The sequence below is a fragment of the Devriesea agamarum genome, assembly GCF_900070355.1.
Classification (GTDB): domain Bacteria; phylum Actinomycetota; class Actinomycetes; order Actinomycetales; family Dermabacteraceae; genus Devriesea; species Devriesea agamarum.
The window spans coordinates 142,881-159,305 of the sequence record NZ_LN849456.1 but is presented as its reverse complement, the minus strand read 5'-3'; the positions used below and the strand labels follow the sequence as shown (position 1 = coordinate 159,305).

The 16,425-nt window shown below is 59.3% G+C and carries 14 protein-coding genes; 4 read left to right on the top strand and 10 right to left on the bottom strand.

Features of this window, described 5'->3' with window-relative positions; translation table 11 throughout:
• Positions 1–133: 133 nt before the first annotated feature.
• Both BN1724_RS13130 and BN1724_RS00685 read right to left on the bottom strand, forming a co-directional pair.
• Positions 134–1,849 (bottom strand): ABC transporter ATP-binding protein, encoded by a 1,716-nt coding sequence (locus BN1724_RS13130; protein ID WP_058233832.1) that lies wholly within the window; start codon positions 1,847–1,849, stop codon positions 134–136.
• Between the two features lie 487 nt (positions 1,850–2,336).
• On the bottom strand, positions 2,337–3,575 hold the full coding sequence (locus BN1724_RS00685; protein ID WP_058233831.1) for an MFS transporter: 1,239 nt from the start codon (positions 3,573–3,575) through the stop codon (positions 2,337–2,339).
• Positions 3,576–4,181: 606 nt separating this feature from the next.
• Here BN1724_RS00685 and BN1724_RS00675 point away from each other — a divergent pair.
• On the top strand, positions 4,182–4,826 hold the full coding sequence (locus BN1724_RS00675) for a GNAT family N-acetyltransferase (RefSeq protein WP_084252626.1): 645 nt from the start codon (positions 4,182–4,184) through the stop codon (positions 4,824–4,826).
• A gap of 88 nt (positions 4,827–4,914) precedes the next feature.
• Here the strand turns inward: BN1724_RS00675 and BN1724_RS00670 are convergent, their stop codons facing one another.
• From BN1724_RS00670 to BN1724_RS00660, 3 genes are all read right to left on the bottom strand, one after another.
• Entirely contained in the window at positions 4,915–5,832 is a 918-nt protein-coding gene (locus tag BN1724_RS00670) for a 4-(cytidine 5'-diphospho)-2-C-methyl-D-erythritol kinase (RefSeq protein ID WP_058233829.1), read from the bottom strand.
• Between the two features lie 46 nt (positions 5,833–5,878).
• Entirely contained in the window at positions 5,879–6,778 is a 900-nt protein-coding gene (gene rsmA, locus BN1724_RS00665) for a 16S rRNA (adenine(1518)-N(6)/adenine(1519)-N(6))-dimethyltransferase RsmA (protein WP_058235634.1), read from the bottom strand.
• A gap of 79 nt (positions 6,779–6,857) precedes the next feature.
• Entirely contained in the window at positions 6,858–7,787 is a 930-nt protein-coding gene (locus BN1724_RS00660; protein WP_084253061.1) for a TatD family hydrolase, read from the bottom strand.
• 320 nt (positions 7,788–8,107) lie between these two features.
• Here BN1724_RS00660 and rpmF point away from each other — a divergent pair, with 320 nt between their 5' ends.
• A complete protein-coding gene (gene rpmF / locus BN1724_RS00655; protein ID WP_058233828.1) occupies positions 8,108–8,275 on the top strand; it encodes a 50S ribosomal protein L32 in 168 nt (55 codons plus the stop codon).
• A 182-nt stretch (positions 8,276–8,457) separates the two neighbouring features.
• Here rpmF and rsmI read toward each other — a convergent pair whose 3' ends face one another.
• On the bottom strand, positions 8,458–9,438 hold the full coding sequence (rsmI, locus tag BN1724_RS00650) for a 16S rRNA (cytidine(1402)-2'-O)-methyltransferase (protein ID WP_084253060.1): 981 nt from the start codon (positions 9,436–9,438) through the stop codon (positions 8,458–8,460).
• A gap of 88 nt (positions 9,439–9,526) precedes the next feature.
• On the opposite strand from rsmI, the gene BN1724_RS00645 reads away from it, so the two are divergent.
• Positions 9,527–11,110 (top strand): dolichyl-phosphate-mannose--protein mannosyltransferase, encoded by a 1,584-nt coding sequence (locus BN1724_RS00645; protein ID WP_058233827.1) that lies wholly within the window; start codon positions 9,527–9,529, stop codon positions 11,108–11,110.
• Positions 11,111–11,283: 173 nt separating this feature from the next.
• Here BN1724_RS00645 and BN1724_RS00640 read toward each other — a convergent pair whose 3' ends face one another.
• Positions 11,284–11,898, bottom strand: coding sequence for a TetR/AcrR family transcriptional regulator (locus BN1724_RS00640; RefSeq protein ID WP_058233826.1), 615 nt, complete (start codon positions 11,896–11,898; stop codon positions 11,284–11,286).
• A gap of 251 nt (positions 11,899–12,149) precedes the next feature.
• Here BN1724_RS00640 and malQ point away from each other — a divergent pair, with 251 nt between their 5' ends.
• Positions 12,150–14,321 carry a 4-alpha-glucanotransferase gene (gene malQ / locus BN1724_RS00635; RefSeq protein ID WP_058233825.1) on the top strand — a complete coding sequence of 724 codons (2,172 nt, stop codon included), beginning with the start codon at positions 12,150–12,152 and terminating at the stop codon, positions 14,319–14,321.
• A gap of 56 nt (positions 14,322–14,377) precedes the next feature.
• On the opposite strand, the gene BN1724_RS00630 is transcribed toward malQ, so the two are convergent.
• The 3 genes from BN1724_RS00630 to BN1724_RS12420 form a co-directional block, all read right to left on the bottom strand.
• Complete coding sequence (locus BN1724_RS00630) at positions 14,378–14,803, bottom strand: pyridoxamine 5'-phosphate oxidase family protein (RefSeq protein ID WP_058233824.1); 426 nt, start codon at positions 14,801–14,803, stop codon at positions 14,378–14,380.
• Positions 14,804–14,913: 110 nt separating this feature from the next.
• Positions 14,914–15,408 carry an S-ribosylhomocysteine lyase gene (locus BN1724_RS00625; RefSeq protein ID WP_058233823.1) on the bottom strand — a complete coding sequence of 165 codons (495 nt, stop codon included), beginning with the start codon at positions 15,406–15,408 and terminating at the stop codon, positions 14,914–14,916.
• 165 nt (positions 15,409–15,573) lie between these two features.
• Positions 15,574–16,386: a LysR substrate-binding domain-containing protein gene (locus tag BN1724_RS12420; protein ID WP_172797053.1), complete on the bottom strand. Its 813-nt coding sequence runs from the start codon at positions 16,384–16,386 to the stop codon at positions 15,574–15,576.
• Positions 16,387–16,425: the final 39 nt, after the last annotated feature.

Genomic DNA, 16,425 nt, shown 5'->3' with positions numbered 1-16,425 from the left:
GCGGACCGCGTGAGGAGCACGAGCTCGGGTTCTTTGAGCAGATCGATCAGCCAGGGCGGATCCCCTGTTTACGTCTCCAAAACGCCGTACAAGTACATGCCCTACCCCGCACGCGATGTGCTCGGACGACGCACTACTGCTTTTCCCAGAGTTTGCCGAACACACCGGGAGCACTCACTAGTTCCTCGAAACACCCTCGCCCAGTCACACGTCCTGACTCAAGAACCAAGATCTCATCAGCCAACGACAATGTTTTCAGCTTGTGCGAAACAATGACGAGCATGCTTTCTTGCGCAGCCTCGCGCACAGCTGAAATAACGGCCTCCTCCGTCAGGCTGTCCATAGCCGACGTTGCCTCGTCAAGAATAATCAGCGGCTTCGGGTCCAGCAGGATTCGCGCAACAGCCAAGCGCTGTCTTTCGCCACCAGAAACGAGCGTTCCCCGTTCGCCGACCTCGCTGTCGAGGTTCCCACCTCGTGCATCCATGAAATTCCCAAGCCCAAGAGCCTTTAGAATCTCAAGAACGCGAGTATCGTCCGTGTCATCCTTAAGCAGAAGATTCTCACGAATGGTGCCATCAAAGACCGGTGGATCCTGCGAAACGTAGGAGACGTGCTGATAGAACTCGGTTAATTCGATATCGCGTGTAGAGATACCGTTGATGTGGACCTCGCCGTTCGTCGGACGAATTAAACCGAGGATCATCCGAAGCAGAGTAGATTTGCCCGCACCGCTTGGTCCTGCAATCCCCAAGCTGTTCCCGAGCATCAGCCTGACGTCTATGGGCTCTAAAACCGTAGTGCCGTCGATCCTCATCCCAACCCCACGCAGACAGATAGCCTCGGGGGAACCACAGCGCACCCCGTGACCAACCAGTCCCGGATCATCCGGCAGCCTCAAGAACTCATCCAGTCGCGATAATGACACCCGATCCAACTTGTATTGGACGTATATGACGTTCAAAATCGCAATTGGGTTATATGTGCGGTCTAGATACAGCAAAAGTGCTACCAGTCCACCAACGCTCAGGCTGATGCTTCCCAACGCGAACAGAACGATGATTCCGATCTTCACCACGATCATAAGTAATGCGAAGAAAGAGAAAAAGAACTCGTGGGTTGCGACCACGCTAGCGCTTCTGCGGGTATTATCCACGCTCAGCTTGCGTGCGTTCGCAAGCTCCTTTGGTCCAAGACCAAGAATCCGAACAGAGATCAGCTCCATGATTACGCGGCTAATTCCTCGGTTAATGCGTTCGTCATCCACAACAGAATCGCGCTTGAGTGCATACAGACGTCGGAGAACCACATTGGTTATCAAGAAAAGCACAATATACCCGCAGATAACCGCGAAGGCGATCTTGGCATTCATCAGCATGATAAATACGAAGCCGATCATGATGTCCGGCAGAATTTCCCGTAGAGATCTAAGCCAAAAATCGCACGCCATTGCGCGTCCCGCATTCGCGCCAGCTTCAATCCGTTGAAGTAGGGCGCCTGTTCCGAGCCGACGGGTGGAGGAAAAGTCGACTACCGTCGCCTTTTTCATAGACTCTAGTTTGAAATGATAATAGACGCTTTGTCTAAGTTTTGTCTTTGGAATCTCATCGACATAGGCCACGATGCAGGCGCTCACGAGAAGAGCGCCGTAAACTCCCACTGAGATTAGGCTGATTTTCCCCCTCGACACGTCGTCGAGTACTACCTGGAATCTATTCAGGCCGAAGTTCTCAAGGAACGATCTGGCGATACCTAAGAACAGGCAGAGAACGAAAAGCCCACGGGATGCGGAGATCGCCTTCCTGAGCGGCCCGGTTGACCTGCGCCTTTGAGGGTCCACATCCATCATGGCAGCACCACGCTGCCAAAACGACCTGCGATCATCTGCTCGCGGGAGCAGCCGGCCGAGCCCGAGTATGTCTTAAGAGTCAAATGCCTTATACCTCGAACTCGTGCATCCCCTTGAGGACTCACTGCCGGCGCGACCATGAAATGCTGTTCCACGAGCGCCATCGTTCCACGAGATGGGGCGCTCGGGCCATTGATTTACATGCACAGCACTCGCGGCATGCCGGATGCAAGCTCCTCAAATACGACCTGGCCCAGATCTAATTCGGCTCAAGCGCGAGTTCGGTTAGCGTGAGGAGAGCCGGCTCGAGTATTCCGACGAGTATTCCAAACTGATTAGCCAGGGCTGCGCCGCCTGACAGTAACTCGGTTATCCGGTTGGTTTTCGTAGTCATCGCCGCGTCGTCATACGTTCTACCCTGTCGTCACGCGTTCTGCTGCGTCGCCAAGCCTTCTACTGCGTCGTCGCGCTTTCTTGCAGATAACGGCTAATGAGTTTCAACTTGGACGGCGTCGTTCTCTTTGGGGGGAGTATCGAGGTACTTATTGGCAACGGGAATCCACGTCAGCATCAATCCCAGCAAAATCGTCCCGATAGCGATGACGGTGAAAGACGGGTTTGCGTCTGCGCCGAACCCGATTAGGGGGTTAACCAGGATTCCGATGAGGCTGCCCAGTGAACTGGCGACGTTCAGCACGGTGGCTCGTCGCTTCATGGGGATGACCCTATTTGCAACTGCCATCGTGATGGGTCCCCGAGCGTTCATCCCGAGGACGACGAGGATGAATCCGGCGACAACAACCACCTGGTTTGGTATTGCCATGAGAACAAAACCCAGAAAGCCGAAGCCCATCGCTAGCAACAGCGCATACTTCCGACCCAACCTTTTCTCAACGCGGTTGGCGTGGTGATTGTAAAGGGCAGCTACCAACTGCGCTCCCCCACCAATGAAACCCCAGGCGATCACGGGAAGAGCGGATGCTGAAAACAGCGGCTGATTTAGCGTATACACCGCGTTAAACAGTACGAACGCTGCGGACGATGCCACCGCGATATACAGCAGAATCGGTGTGGATACCAGGAGGCGGACACCTTCGCGAACCGCATGAATAGATGTCTCCTCATGCTCCCCCGGTTCTAGTCTGGGCCGCTGCGCCGAAAGAAACACGGAGATTAACGCTGCCACAACCGCGGCAACAGCGGCAGCCATCGCCGGAAGCCCGATGTCAAAGGACGCCAGGATACTTCCGACGATAGATCCGAGAACGCCGGCAACGAGTCCAAGCGAACTCAAATGGCCCCATACACCGACCGATGTTTTGTCAGCGTCTTCTCCCAGCGAATCGTAGATGTAGGCGTCTTGGACACCCGTCAGCATCGCGATTCCTACGCCGCTGACACAGAACGAGATCGCGAACCCCATGAACGAGTGGCCGGTGGCGAAGATAATTTCCGCGGACGCATTGAGCACGAAGCCGGCGATAATCATCCAGCGTCGGTCTAGACGGTCTGCTATGACACCGGAGGGGATCTCGGTGAGCATAATGCTCGCGACAAGAATGCTTTCAAAAATAAAGATGTCGGTTAAGGATTGCCCGCGACTCTCAAGAAATAACGCGCTGACTGGAACATAGAACGCAAGCCCCGCAGCAACCGTGGCCATCGCGAGAGGAACGAGAGATCGGTTCCGCCAGACAACGGCCACCGATGAACCAGGATCGCTCATTGGACTACCTCAAGCTCTAGGTCGGTTCTGGCACGATGTCACTGGGGTCCCGCACATGGGCACGATGTCATTGGAGCCGTCTGCCAACATCTGACAACGGTGCACAGGTGGCGAGGTGAAAGCTCAGCCGTCAAAGGATTCGGCTTCCGCATTTCACACCGCTGCATCCCCCAGCACATCAGGGTCTACCGCCAGAAACTTTAGCGCGGGAGGATTTGTCCTGCGAATTATTTTTGGTGGCGTGTTTGCGCAAGACCGCACGAACTGTCCCGTCAACTGCGATCAGTACGATCTCGCCAAAGGCCAGCCAGTGAGCGACGCCACCGGCAGGCGGGATAAGAAACAGCAGCCCCACACCACAAACGCGAGAATAAGCGCGCCAAAGACGTGTCGCCCGCGCAATGTCGCCGTCAAGATCAAAGACCGGCTGGGCCCACATCCGACACCGAACAGATGTTCCACAGAGCGCATCCAACGCGACGAGTACCACGATGACTCCGCTGCTGGTATGACCAGCCCCTTCCCATCGCGATCTCCCTTCGACATCCGGTCAAAGGCTCACGAAAAGCCTATACTCATCTCAAATCGAATGATGGGAGCAGTCGGATGAACGACGACCTCGGTTCCGGCTATCGCGATGCCAACAGGCTCAGCCACAACAATCACGACACCAACAACATCGACATCAACCACCTCAACACCTACGCGAACACTATCTTTCAAGGTACGAAGGTGCGTTTGCGTCCGCTGCGCGAGGATGATCTCCCCTCGCTTGAGGCCTGGTGGAACGACCCCGCATGGATGGTGTTCCAAACTCTCAAGACCATTCCTGCTCCAAGTTCATCCGCCGCCGAGATGTTCCGCGCATGGAGCAGCAACCAGATTTCAAACAGTGTCGGCCTCTGCATAGAAAATATCGAGCACGGAACACTAGTCGGTCATATTGCTGTACGGGGTATCGACCCGGTGATCCGATCAGCGACGTTATCGATCATCATTGGCGGGCCGCACGTCGGCAACGGCTTCGGAACCGATGCGGTGAAAGTGTTCCTCCGGTTCGCATTTGAAGAACTCGGCCTAAACAAAGTCGAGCTCGGGGTCTGGGAATTTAATACTCGCGCGCAACGTACCTACGAGAAGGTTGGATTTGTGATCGAAGGCCGGCGCCGTGCAGCGACTTTCCGGGCCGGACGCTACTGGGACGAAATCCTGATGGGCATCCTTCGCAGCGAGTACGTACGTAACCCTTAACCCGGCTCTGTCCCGAATCTGGGCTGGTGGATTCCCAACTACTCTGGTGCGCTCGGGACTGGTCAGGGCTGCTCAGGTCTGCTCCGTCTTAGATGAGACGCGCCCCAGGCACATTGCCGACGACTCGGTGACAGGTGCGGACATAGCCGGAGGCGAGCAGGGCAATCTCAACATCGAGAGCGTGATGAGCATCAGCCACCAAAGCGGCCACGGTTGGACCTGATCCCGACACCACCACCCCCAGGGCTCCGGCGCGCTTAGCCGCATCCACCACCCGCTCCACGTCGGGAGCAAGGCTAAAGGCGGCAGGCTGTAAATCGTTACTGAGCACGGGGCCGAGCTCGGCAGGATTCCCCGCCAGCAGCGCGGTTAGCACCCGGGCATCGGTAACTGGACTTTCGGGAGCTTGCTCCCCCGCACGGCCCATTAAGTCGTCAAAAGCGCGATAGACAGTCGGGGTGGATAAACCTCCGCCGGGCAGCGCGAGCACCCAGTGCCAGCTCCCCCGCGTCATCACCGGGGAGAGAACATCGCCGTACCGGGTACCCAGAGCAGTGTGCCCACGCAGGGAAAAAGGAACATCGGCGCCTAGGGTGGCAGCAATGTCGGTGAGATCGTCACGCCCGAGGCCAAGCTCCCACAGTTCATTCAAGGCGACCAAGGTCGCCGCTGCATCCGCTGATCCGCCACCCATACCTCCGGCCACCGGAACCGTTTTATGCACGTGCAGGTGTGCGCCCCCGTTGAACCCGGTGTGCGAGCGCAGTGCTTCCGCCGCTCTCAGCGCAAGATTCGTCGAATCCGCGGGCAAGTCTGAGGTGCCTTCTCCTTCGATAGCCAGGCTGAGCTCAGTCCCCGTAGACCGGGACGCGGTGACGGTCTCAAGCAGACCGACCGCGTGGAAAACGGTCGCCAGGGGGTGGTACCCGCGTTCGTCACAGCGCCCCACGGCCAGGGACAGGTTAATTTTGCCGGGAGCGGTCGCCCGGACTGCGCGTGGGGTCATGGGTTAAGAGAACATCCTTTGACCCTGCCAGTGCAAACCCGACAGCTCAGCCACCGGCGTGACCCATAGATCTCGATAACCCGGAATGCGCCTGCGCTATTGCTGCAAAGTCGGCCACGCTCAGCGACTCACCGCGCCGACCAGGGTCAATGCCCGCTTCACGCACGGCTCGTTCCGCGTTTTGCGGGGAGCCGGCCCAGCTGGCGAGCGCAGTGCGCAGTGTTTTGCGTCGCTGAGAGAATGCCGCGTCAATTACGGCGAATACCTGCTGACGGTCAATTGTTGTCATCGGGGCGGGGTTATCGTGGCGAACGATTTTGACCAGCGCCGAGTCCACGTTGGGAACGGGCCAAAAGACCTGACGAGAAATACTCCCGACTTTGCTGGCCCGTCCGAACCAGGCTGTTTTCGCGCTGGGCGCCCCATACACGCGGGACCCAGGAGTGGCCACCAACCGATCCGCAACCTCTAGCTGAACCATGACTAATGCGGTTCGTAGGGATGAAAAGCGCCCCAGAAGCGTCAGCAGGATCGGAACCGCGACGTTGTATGGGAGATTAGCCACGAGCGCGGTCGGCTGGTCTCCCGCCGCCGGGGTTGGCAGCTGGGTTAGTGCCAGTGCGTCCTCGTGCACCACCGTAAGCCGGTCTGGATCTATTCCCCGGCTGACGACGGTTTTCGGCAGCAACGCTGCGAGTGCACGGTCGAGTTCGACAGCTCCTACCTGCATACCGGCCTCAAGCAACCCCAGCGTGAGGGATCCGAGCCCCGGCCCCACCTCTAGCACGCTCTGGCCCGGAACCAGGTCGGCGCGCCGCACAATACCGCGCACGGTGTTGGCATCCAGTAAGAAGTTTTGACCGAGTTTCTTAGTCGGATAGATACCCGCCTGTGCCGCAAGGTCACGAATGTCAGTGGGGCCAAGCAAGATTGAGCGTGAGCTCATGCCGCAGCCCGTCAGGCCTTGGTTCAACGGATTCTCACCGGAGGTCTCTTCTAACCCGATGTTGTCAGGCCCATCGTGTTTAGACACCGTAAACCGCCCGGGTGTTGGCCCGTACCACTCGGCATGCGGTCTCTAAGTCCACGCCCTTCACGTCGGCAATCATGCGCATGGTGAGCGGGACGAGATACGAGGCATTCGGGCGTCCGCGATAGGGAACCGGGGTGAGGAACGGAGCATCTGTTTCCACTAAAACCCGGTCGAGCGGTGTCAGTGCCAGCGCCTCTCGCAGATCTGAGGCATTGGAAAACGTCACCGTCCCTGCGAAGGAGAGGTAGTAGCCGTGCTCGACGCATTCGCGAGCCATTTCCGCATCTCCGGAAAAGCAGTGGAACACCGTGAGCTCAGGAGCACCGTCTGAAGCCAGCACGTCCAGCACGTCACGATGCGCATCCCGGTCGTGGATCTGCATAGGCAGATCCAGCTCTTTAGCGAGCGCGATATGAGCGCGGAACGACTCAAATTGGGCTGCCCTCGCAGCCTCATCGCGGCGCGACGTACGGAACCAGTCCAAACCTGTTTCGCCGACGACCACCATGCCGGGTCCGCGCAGCAGGCCTGCGATCTCGGCGATGGCCTCGTCGAGGCTGACCGCTTCGCGGCCGTGCCGATCCGTACCCCGCACGTGCAACACTGCATCATTTGGGTGGATAGCGACCCCACCCGACAGCCTCGGTTCCCGGGCGAGCAGCTCAGCCGTCCACCTCGCCGAATCCAGCTCACATCCGATGGTGATGATTCGTTCTACTCCCACCTCGGCTGCGCGATGGATCTGTTCCTCGACGTCTAGCGCGTGCTCACCGTCTGAAAAGTCGAGGTGGCAGTGGTTGTCCACCACCGGCGAGGGCAAACCATCCGGCAGATCCGGCCAGGAACGATCTCGGCTGCGGCGTCTAGTATCCACCTCGTCGCGCTTGCGCGGCGGCGCCCCTGTCCCACTGTCAGCATTCATATCCTCTATCGTAGAGTGCTTGCCCGTCTCCTTTGAGAGGTCAGCATCTGAGTCCTTTGAGGGGTAAGCATCTGAGATGGGCGTTGGCAGCGTGAGGTTGCCCCGCACCTGTCGGTGGGCAATATCACCCCACGGGGAGACAATGAGCACCCCCGACGGGACCTCGCGTGTGGTTGAATAGATTCTCGTTGCGCGCCCGTCCGCGGGTTCGTTGGTGTGAACAGTGTTTGTTACCGAAAACAACCTGATGTCCACCGAATGCATAACCGGCGTCGATGCGCCGCGCATACGTCGTACTTATCCGAGCAAGGAGCGTTCTCATGGCAGTGCCCAAGTTTAAGATGTCCCGGGCCCGCACGCGTCAGCGCCGCGCTAACTGGAAGGCCACGCCGGCCGACTTGGTGCCGGTGACCGTGCGCGGTCGTACCGTGAACGTGCCGCGTCGGCTCGCAAAGGCCTACCAGCGCGGACTCATCTCCGTCGACTGAAGCTATCGCCGCCCGTAGCGGCATCGGCGAGGGCTCCTCGATCATCTCGGATGAGCCCAGATCGTCAGAATGTAAAGCGCCCCGGCATGTTGCCGGGGCGCTTTACATTCAGCGGCACTTTCATCGCACAGGGTCACAGATGTGCCAAGTTACAGGTGCGCTGGACGCGGCCCTATCACCCGTCAGTCGCGGGCAGCATCGTAGAGATCCCGTGCCCCCACTCCCCGATGAGCGGCAGCCACCTGTTTAGCGGCGTCCTTCAAGCGCATTCCCTGATCGCGCAGGTCGCGCACGTCCTGCACAAGATCTTCGATGCTCACGGCTACCGTCGCCGCGCCTGCAACCACCAGAACCACCTCCCCCAACACTTCGGTATGACTGGTGTGCTCCACGAGCTCAGCGAGAGTTCCGCGCACAACCTCCTCATGAGTTTTGGTGAGCTCACGAGTCAGCGCCGCCTGGCGTTCGGGCCCGAAAATATCGCGCATCGCCTGCACAGTGTCGGCGGTCCGGCGGGGTGACTCGAAAAATACAAGGGTCCGCCGTTCATCCCGCAACGCCTTGAGCGCCTCTTCGCGTTTACTCGGTTTACGCGGCAGAAAACCTTCAAAGGCAAACCGATCCGGAGCCAGCCCCGACATCGCCAGGGCGGTCAGCACCGCTGATGGTCCCGGCAGCACCCGGACGCGAATCCCGGCCTCATGCGCCATACACACGGCCCGATAACCCGGGTCTGAGATCACCGGCATTCCGGCGTCGGTTACGATCACCACCCGTTGACCAGCCTCAAGAGCAGACAGCAGGTCCATTGTCCGCGCATCTTCATTGTGTTCGTGATGCGATATCACCCGGGCCGAGAGCGTAAGCCCCAGATCCCGCGCGAGCCGATGCAACCTGCGGGTATCTTCCGCGGCAATCAAGTCGGCCTCTTCCAAGGCGCGAACCAGCCTCATGGACGCATCCAGGGGGTTCCCAATCGGAGTCGCCGCCAACGTGAGTTCCCCGGCGTGCAGAACCGGGGTTAAACCAGAGCCGGTGGGTGCACATGCATCAGCAGTCTGGTCCGGGGCAAGGGCCCGGACCGTCCCGAAGACCGTTGACGAGCCCGCAGAGGCATCTAACTCTGGTGGTGAGGGAGATGAAGGCTGGTCGGTCGAAGGCATCGACTGAGAATCGGGAGAGATAGACGTCACCGCCCTATTGTCCCATCTAGTTTTGTCGCGAACAGATCATGCGAGCACAACCATTAGCATGAACCGGGTGAGGACGAGACAAGCCGATGACCTTGAGGAGATGTATCGTCGGCGGCTCGGGCTACGCATGCCCCATGACCGTCTTGCTGGTTGGCTGTGGCCGCTCGCCGTCACCGCGTTAGCGGCGCTGTTGCGTCTGTGGGATCTTGACCGCGTCCGGACCTTAATCTTCGATGAGACGTATTACGTGAAAGGCGCGTACACGCTTCTTCGGCGCGGTGTCGATATGGCGTGGCCCGACGGTATTAACCCGCAGTTTGAAGCGGGTCACGTGGACACGTTTCTCCCCGAGGGAGACTTTGTGGTTCACCCACCCATTGGCAAATGGGTCATTGCGCTCGGCGAGTGGTTACTCGGGGCTGATAATCCGTGGGGATGGCGGATATCTGTCGCGATCCTTGGGACTATCAGTGTTTTGATGCTGGCGCGGATCACTCGCCGACTGCTCGGATCGACTCTGCTCGGGACGGTAGCTGGTCTGCTTCTAGCGATTGATGGTCTGCACCTGGTGCATTCGCGCACCAGTCTTCTCGACCTCATACTCATGTTCTTTGTGCTCGCCGCGTTTGGCGCGCTTCTGATCGACCGTGATCGCTTTCGCGCGGGTTTAGCTCGGCATAAGGCACAGGCCCGAGCCAGCGGACGGAAACTGTCCTCCCTCGGCTACGCGGCGGGATGGCGACCGTGGCGGTTGCTCGCCGGGGTGCTACTTGGACTCTCATGCGGGGTGAAGTGGTCGGGAATCTATTTCCTCGCGGTGTTCGGCGTGATGACCGTGCTATGGGATTGGTGGGCCCGCCGTGCGATGCGCGAAAAACGTTGGTTTGAAAACGGACTCTTCCGCGACGCGATTCCTGCGTTCTTCGCCATGGTGGGAGGCGCATTCATCACCTATCTGGCCAGCTGGTCTGGGTGGTTTGCCTCCTCGGCAGGATATGCCCGGCACTGGGCGCAAAATAGTGGTCACTCCACAGGATTTGGACCGCTAGATGCCCTGATATCGCTGTGGCATTATCACGTCCAGGCTTACGACTTTTCGGTGAATCTGCACTCGCCGCACCCGTATGCGTCGAGTCCCTTCGGATGGACACTGCAACTTCGCCCCACGAACTTTTACTGGGAAACATACGATTACGGCGAAGCTGGATGCCGGGTGGCGCGGTGTGTTTCGCAGGTTGACTCTGTCGGCAACCCGTTGATCTGGTGGCTTGGATCGATTGCTCTCGTGGTGTGCCTTATTGCGGGCCTTATCTGGCGCGACGGGCGGGCCTTGGCGTGTTTGTCGGGCATTGTCGCTGGCTGGCTACCGTGGTTCCTCTTTGCCGATCGCACTATTTTCACGTTTTACGCGGTGGTTTTTGAACCCTGGGTGATTCTTGCCCTGGTCTATAGCGCGGGCCTGCTGCTCGGTTCTTCCACCTCACCAGGAGCCAGTAAAGAACGGCGCCTGGCGGTGGGTCTATTCCTCGGCGCACTGTTAACGCTGACGGTTTTGGTCTCTGCTTTCTTCTGGCCTCTATGGAGCGGGGACATGATTCCCTACCGGCTGTGGGAATGGCATATGTGGCTTCCCGGCTGGTGAAGACTGCGTACCGCATCCCAATCCCTGAGCACATCCCCGAGCTCTCACCCGCGGTCCGCGCCTTCGCGGCCACCATTCGGGTAGCCATCACCGGTGGCGAGGCGAGCACTAAAGGTTACGGGCAAGCAGCAACGGCTATCCGGAAATCGCCAGCTACGCGACACCGCCCATGGTTACGACGCGACCGCGCGATCCGGTCCAGCCTGGGAGCACAGGATTGGCGGGAACAGGGCGTGAGCTGCTTCCATCACTGTGCGATGCGGGACAGCTTCCTCGCGCAGCACCCACCTTTCCACCAGGGCATGTCCACCCGATCCCAGAAACGCGGCGACGGCATCGAGGTCGAGCGCTTCAGCGGATGTCGGCGGCTGGCACAGGCGTTCGCGGATAAAACTCGTCAGCTGATCAATCACCAGCCGCTGAGCGCCTGGGTCTCCATCGGGACCATAGAGGCGACGCACAAACGCGATATCGCATCGCAACCGTTCTTGCAGCGAGCACAGCAATGAGCCAAAGCTTTCAGCATCCAACGGACCAGACTGCACCCATTCCGCACCCCGCACAACGTGCATGGCATCGGTGAATAAGGACCGAGCGCAATCATCTACAGATCGGAAATGCCCATAAAACGTGGTGCGGTGGATACCGGCTTCACGGCATAGATCAGATACGGTCACTTCACCCAATGTCCGCTTCATCAAGAGTCGTTTGAGCGCAGCCGCAAGCGCATCGACGGTCCGGCGCGCCCGCTTCTCGGTCGGACGCGAATAGATTTGGCGCATTTCCATTGCATTCTTCCTGTTTCGGAGCTCAGGAGTCATTACATAGCGTGACGACATGGTGCCATACAACCGACAACCCGGACATCATTTTACTACAATTCACGACGTTAAATACTTTAAATCGCAAGCTTATTCCGTTAGGCGGGTATTTCCTTAAAGTCGTGGACGCCGGTTCGCCATGAGAATCATCCCTCGACGCGGCAGCCGCAATACTTCGCATACCAATGGTCACGCCCTAGGCCAACTACGATGAGCGCATGCCATCCGATTCCTCCCCCGGACTTCCCGCAATCGACACCGAAGCCTTGCAAGCTTTAGCACGTGAGCTCGGCGTCGGCACCGAGTATTGGGGGTGGGACGGTGTGCTCAGATCGGTTCCCGAACACACCTTATGCGCCGTGCTCGCGGCACTCGGCTACCCCATCACCAGCACCGCCGATATCGACCGTGCCCGCCGACAGCACACGGACAATCTGTTCAGGCGCATGCTGCCCCCATGCATGGTAGTGCGTATCGGACGGTCAGAGAGCTTTCCCGTCCACGTACGACACACCGCCGACGTGCAGGTACGCATCGTTCTCGAAGACGACACCCTGAGAGCGTGCGAGCAAGTTGATGACTTCACCCCGCCGTACGAAGTTGACGGAGTTTTACACGGACAAGCCCGCTTCCAGCTTCCCGCCGATCTGCCGTACGGGTGGCACCGGATTGAAGCCGACTCTGAGGGGACCCATGCCACCTGTACCCTCGCCGTCGTCCCGGACCGAATCACAGTCCACCGAGATCAGCTCGGCTCGACCCAGGCCTGGGGAGTGCAAACACAGCTCTACTCTGTCCGCTCAGCCGCATCGTGGGGCATAGGGGACCTCACCGATCTACGGGACCTTGCAGCCATTGCAGGTGGACAATACGGAGCCGACTTCGTCCTCACTAATCCGCTCCACGCAGCTGAACCGTGCGCTCCCGTTGAGGCATCGCCTTACCTTCCCTCGACTCGCCGTTTTGTCAGCGCCCTCTACATCCGCCCTGAGAGCGTGCCCGAGTATGCCAGCCTGCCCGACGATCAACGCCGAGCCGTCGACCAGCTGCGGTACAACCTGTCCGAGTTAAATCTCGACGCCGACCACCTCGACCGCAACCGCAGCCTGACCGCCCGGCTCGCAGCACTGGACATGATCTTCAGCGCTGGGCTAAGCGCTGGCAGACAAGCCGCTTTTAACGCATACCGACAGCGTGAAGGCGAAGGACTTGAACGATTCGCCCTGTGGTGCGCCCTGCGGGAAATCCACGACGAACAGGACCCGGTCTGGTCTAGCAAATACGCCAGCCCCACTAGCCCCGCAGCGCAAACTGCCCGGCACACGTATGCTCGCCGCATCACTTTCCATTGCTGGGTGCAGTGGCTCCTTCATGAGCAGCTCACCGCCGCTCAGCAGACCGCGCTCGATGTGGGGATGCGCATCGGCATCATGCACGATCTCGCCGTGGGGGTTCACCGCTACGGCGCCGACGCCTGGACCCTCGCCGAGGTATTGGCCCCCGGGGTATCTGTCGGAGCCCCCGCAGACCAGTACAACCAACAGGGCCAAAATTGGAGTCAACCCCCTTGGCATCCAACAGCTCTTGCGCAGCACGGCTACGCCCCATTCCGCGACTTGCTGCGCACGGTGCTGCGTCACGCTGGCGCGTTGCGCATTGACCACATACTCGGCCTGTTCAGACTGTGGTGGATTCCCGATGGACACGCCGCCAGCGACGGTGCCTACGTCTTTTACGACCACGAAGCCATGATCGGTATCCTTGCGCTCGAAGCCCAGCGGGCAGGCACCATCATCATTGGCGAGGATCTCGGCACCTTCGAGCCCTGGGTACGCGACTACCTGTCCGACCGTGGCATCCTCGGAACCTCAATCCTCTGGTTTGAAAACGAAGGCGAGCGCCCCCTACCGCCCGAACGCTTCCGCCGTCTATGCCTAGCGTCCGTCAACACTCACGATCTGCCACCCACCACCGGCTACCTCAACGGCGATCATGTGCGTTTACGCTCTCGGCTGGGTCTGCTCACGCGGGATCTGGACACCGAACTGGAGCTCGACCAGGCGGCACGGCAGCGCGTGATCGACAACCTGCACGCGCGTGGGTTGATCGCAGATGCCCCCGATCTCGAAGATATTGTGCAGGCCCTGCACGTTTACCTCAGTGCAGCGCCATCGATGCTACTGGGGGTTTCGCTGGTGGATTGCGTTGGAGAGTCCCGCATTCAAAACCAGCCAGGAACAGATAAGGAATACCCGAACTGGTGCATCCCACTCGCGGACGCCTCCCACACCGTGGTGCTTTTGGATGATCTTGCTGACAACACCCGTATGCAGCGTTTAGTTGACGCCGTCACGGCCGCGCTCAAAGCGGGTCAGCATTCAACACCATAAACCGCTCAGAGGTTGCCCCTTCCGCCGAGAGGGTTACCCCTTTTGAGGCGGTGGCATCAGGCGGTAAAGCGCACCCCGTTTAGCGACTCGATATCGAGTTCTACGAACACGTGTTTCTCGCCGGGGAACCATGTGGGTAACTCGACCTGCGCTGCACGTTCGATGTCGTCATCGCGTTCAAGAACCCGAGTGGCGCCTTTAACCACAATGGACCAGCCACCCTGCGCGCTGACGTCATCAACTTCAAAGGCTGCATTAGCGTTGATCGTCAGTTCGACCAGCTTCGTGCCCGGGGCGGTCTTAAACAGTAACGTCCTGCCGACCAGGGCGTAGTTGAGTGGGAATATATCGGGCTCGTAAGAAGTCGCCACGGCAAGACGCCCAAAAGAATGACGTCCAAGAATCTCGAAAATAGCCTCCTCGGACAGCTTCTCCGCTTCGGGAGTCGGTCCGGTGTGCCCCTGCTGCGTTGTGCTCTCCATGTTCGAGAGTCTACTCACGTCCTGGGACACCTCGGCCCGAACCCCACTTTCTTACGCTTTCGTCCTAGGTCAAAAGTTTAGTGTCGGGTATCGGAGCAGGCTCCGCCGCACTAAACACCGACATCCGCCCATTCATCGCGGCGTGCCAGAAAATCGCGCGCCGCAGCTTGAGCGCCGTCAAGGGTATGGTGCGCGCCCCAGCCGCACTGCACCTCATTAGCGGCCGGGACTTCCGGGGCATCAGCGATATCCTGCAACGTCTTTTCCACTAAATCCATTGCCTCATCGACACTGTGATCGCCTGCCAGCAACACGTAAAAACCCGTCTGGCACCCCATCGGCGACACATCGACCACCCGATCGGTGTGCTCACGCATGTACTCGGCCATCAGATGTTCCAGAGAGTGCACCGTGTCCATCTCCAGATGCTCACGGTTCGGCTGGCAAAACCGCACGTCAAACTTGGTGAGCACGTCTCCTTGGGGCAGCGTCTTGCGGTCGGCGATGCGGATATACGGCGCCCGCACCGCCCGGTGGTCGAGGTTGAAGCTTTCAACATTCATGCGGTCGGTGTTCATGTGGTCTGTTTTTGTACGGTCACTCATCGGGGTCTCCTGTTGATGCAGCATCGAGCCTTAAGCAGACGGGGCTCATCCCATTGTGCGCTGAGCCGCGAGATGGTGGCGAAAACGCCGGACCCTTTAAGCGTGCGCCGTCCTTGGCTTCCCGTGTGAGCTGCGCACGATCATGGCATGGGCGTGCACGCGATCCTAGCGTGAGCTGCGCACGGTTCGCCCACGCACGACGGCGACAAAAAGCTGAACATCCGCGGCATCACGGTCTCGTCGCCACACCAATGCAATCTGGGTACCCGCTAGATCACTGAGCGGAACGTGCACAACATCCTTGCGGTCATATAACCGCGCCAGCGACATCGGTAACACCGCGACACCCACGCCTGCCGCCACCACGGACACAAGTTCGTCCGCATCCTCCAGGCGCCGGGAGGCATTCGGCGGCAATAACGTCTCCTCGGCGAGATCGCGAGATACCAGCTGCGTTTCAAGACTCGCCGGATGGTCCTTCGGCAGCACCGCGACCGCGACTTCCTCCCATAGATCCAGACGGTGAATCTGATCTGGGCTCAGCACGGAGGAATCCACGGGAGCGCGCATAAAACAGGCGTCAACCTCACCACTGACCAATGCTTTTTCCTGGGAGGTAGGGCTGACCAAAACCGCTTCAATACCTGCGCTGTTCGGATTCTTCGCATACGACGAGATCCAGCGTCCCGGTTCAACCCCTGGCACGTATCCGATTCGCAAAGGGACCGCCGGACGCGCTAGACCTGCGCTTACCTGGGTGACCGTCCGCTTCCGATCAGTCTTTTGTGTCGGCGCCGTACGCCGTGTGCGTGAGTTAGCGGCCGACTGTCCCCGGGACGTCGCCCGCCCCTTGGCTATCCCCCGCCCCTGAGAGACCTCCCGTCCAGATGCTGATCGGCCGCTGGAGGCTGATCGGGCGCTGGAGGCTGATCGACCGCGCCGGGGCTGCGATGAGGATGCGCGATGACCACGTGACATGTCAGCTATCGTAAGCTCTGCCCCCTGATATCCATGCAT

Excerpts from the sequence above, each read along its gene's own strand:
- BN1724_RS13130 (WP_058233832.1), bottom strand. The coding sequence starts at position 1,849 with ATGATGGATGTGGACCCTCAAAGGCGCAGGTCAACCGGGCCGCTCAGG.
- BN1724_RS00685 (WP_058233831.1), bottom strand. The coding sequence starts at position 3,575 with ATGAGCGATCCTGGTTCATCGGTGGCCGTTGTCTGGCGGAACCGATCT.
- BN1724_RS00675 (WP_084252626.1), top strand. The coding sequence starts at position 4,182 with ATGAACGACGACCTCGGTTCCGGCTATCGCGATGCCAACAGGCTCAGC.
- BN1724_RS00670 (WP_058233829.1), bottom strand. The coding sequence starts at position 5,832 with ATGACCCCACGCGCAGTCCGGGCGACCGCTCCCGGCAAAATTAACCTG.
- rsmA (WP_058235634.1), bottom strand. The coding sequence starts at position 6,778 with ATGAGCTCACGCTCAATCTTGCTTGGCCCCACTGACATTCGTGACCTT.
- BN1724_RS00660 (WP_084253061.1), bottom strand. The coding sequence starts at position 7,787 with ATGAATGCTGACAGTGGGACAGGGGCGCCGCCGCGCAAGCGCGACGAG.
- rpmF (WP_058233828.1), top strand. The coding sequence starts at position 8,108 with ATGGCAGTGCCCAAGTTTAAGATGTCCCGGGCCCGCACGCGTCAGCGC.
- rsmI (WP_084253060.1), bottom strand. The coding sequence starts at position 9,438 with ATGCCTTCGACCGACCAGCCTTCATCTCCCTCACCACCAGAGTTAGAT.
- BN1724_RS00645 (WP_058233827.1), top strand. The coding sequence starts at position 9,527 with ATGAACCGGGTGAGGACGAGACAAGCCGATGACCTTGAGGAGATGTAT.
- BN1724_RS00640 (WP_058233826.1), bottom strand. The coding sequence starts at position 11,898 with ATGGAAATGCGCCAAATCTATTCGCGTCCGACCGAGAAGCGGGCGCGC.
- malQ (WP_058233825.1), top strand. The coding sequence starts at position 12,150 with ATGCCATCCGATTCCTCCCCCGGACTTCCCGCAATCGACACCGAAGCC.
- BN1724_RS00630 (WP_058233824.1), bottom strand. The coding sequence starts at position 14,803 with ATGGAGAGCACAACGCAGCAGGGGCACACCGGACCGACTCCCGAAGCG.
- BN1724_RS00625 (WP_058233823.1), bottom strand. The coding sequence starts at position 15,408 with ATGAGTGACCGTACAAAAACAGACCACATGAACACCGACCGCATGAAT.
- BN1724_RS12420 (WP_172797053.1), bottom strand. The coding sequence starts at position 16,386 with ATGTCACGTGGTCATCGCGCATCCTCATCGCAGCCCCGGCGCGGTCGA.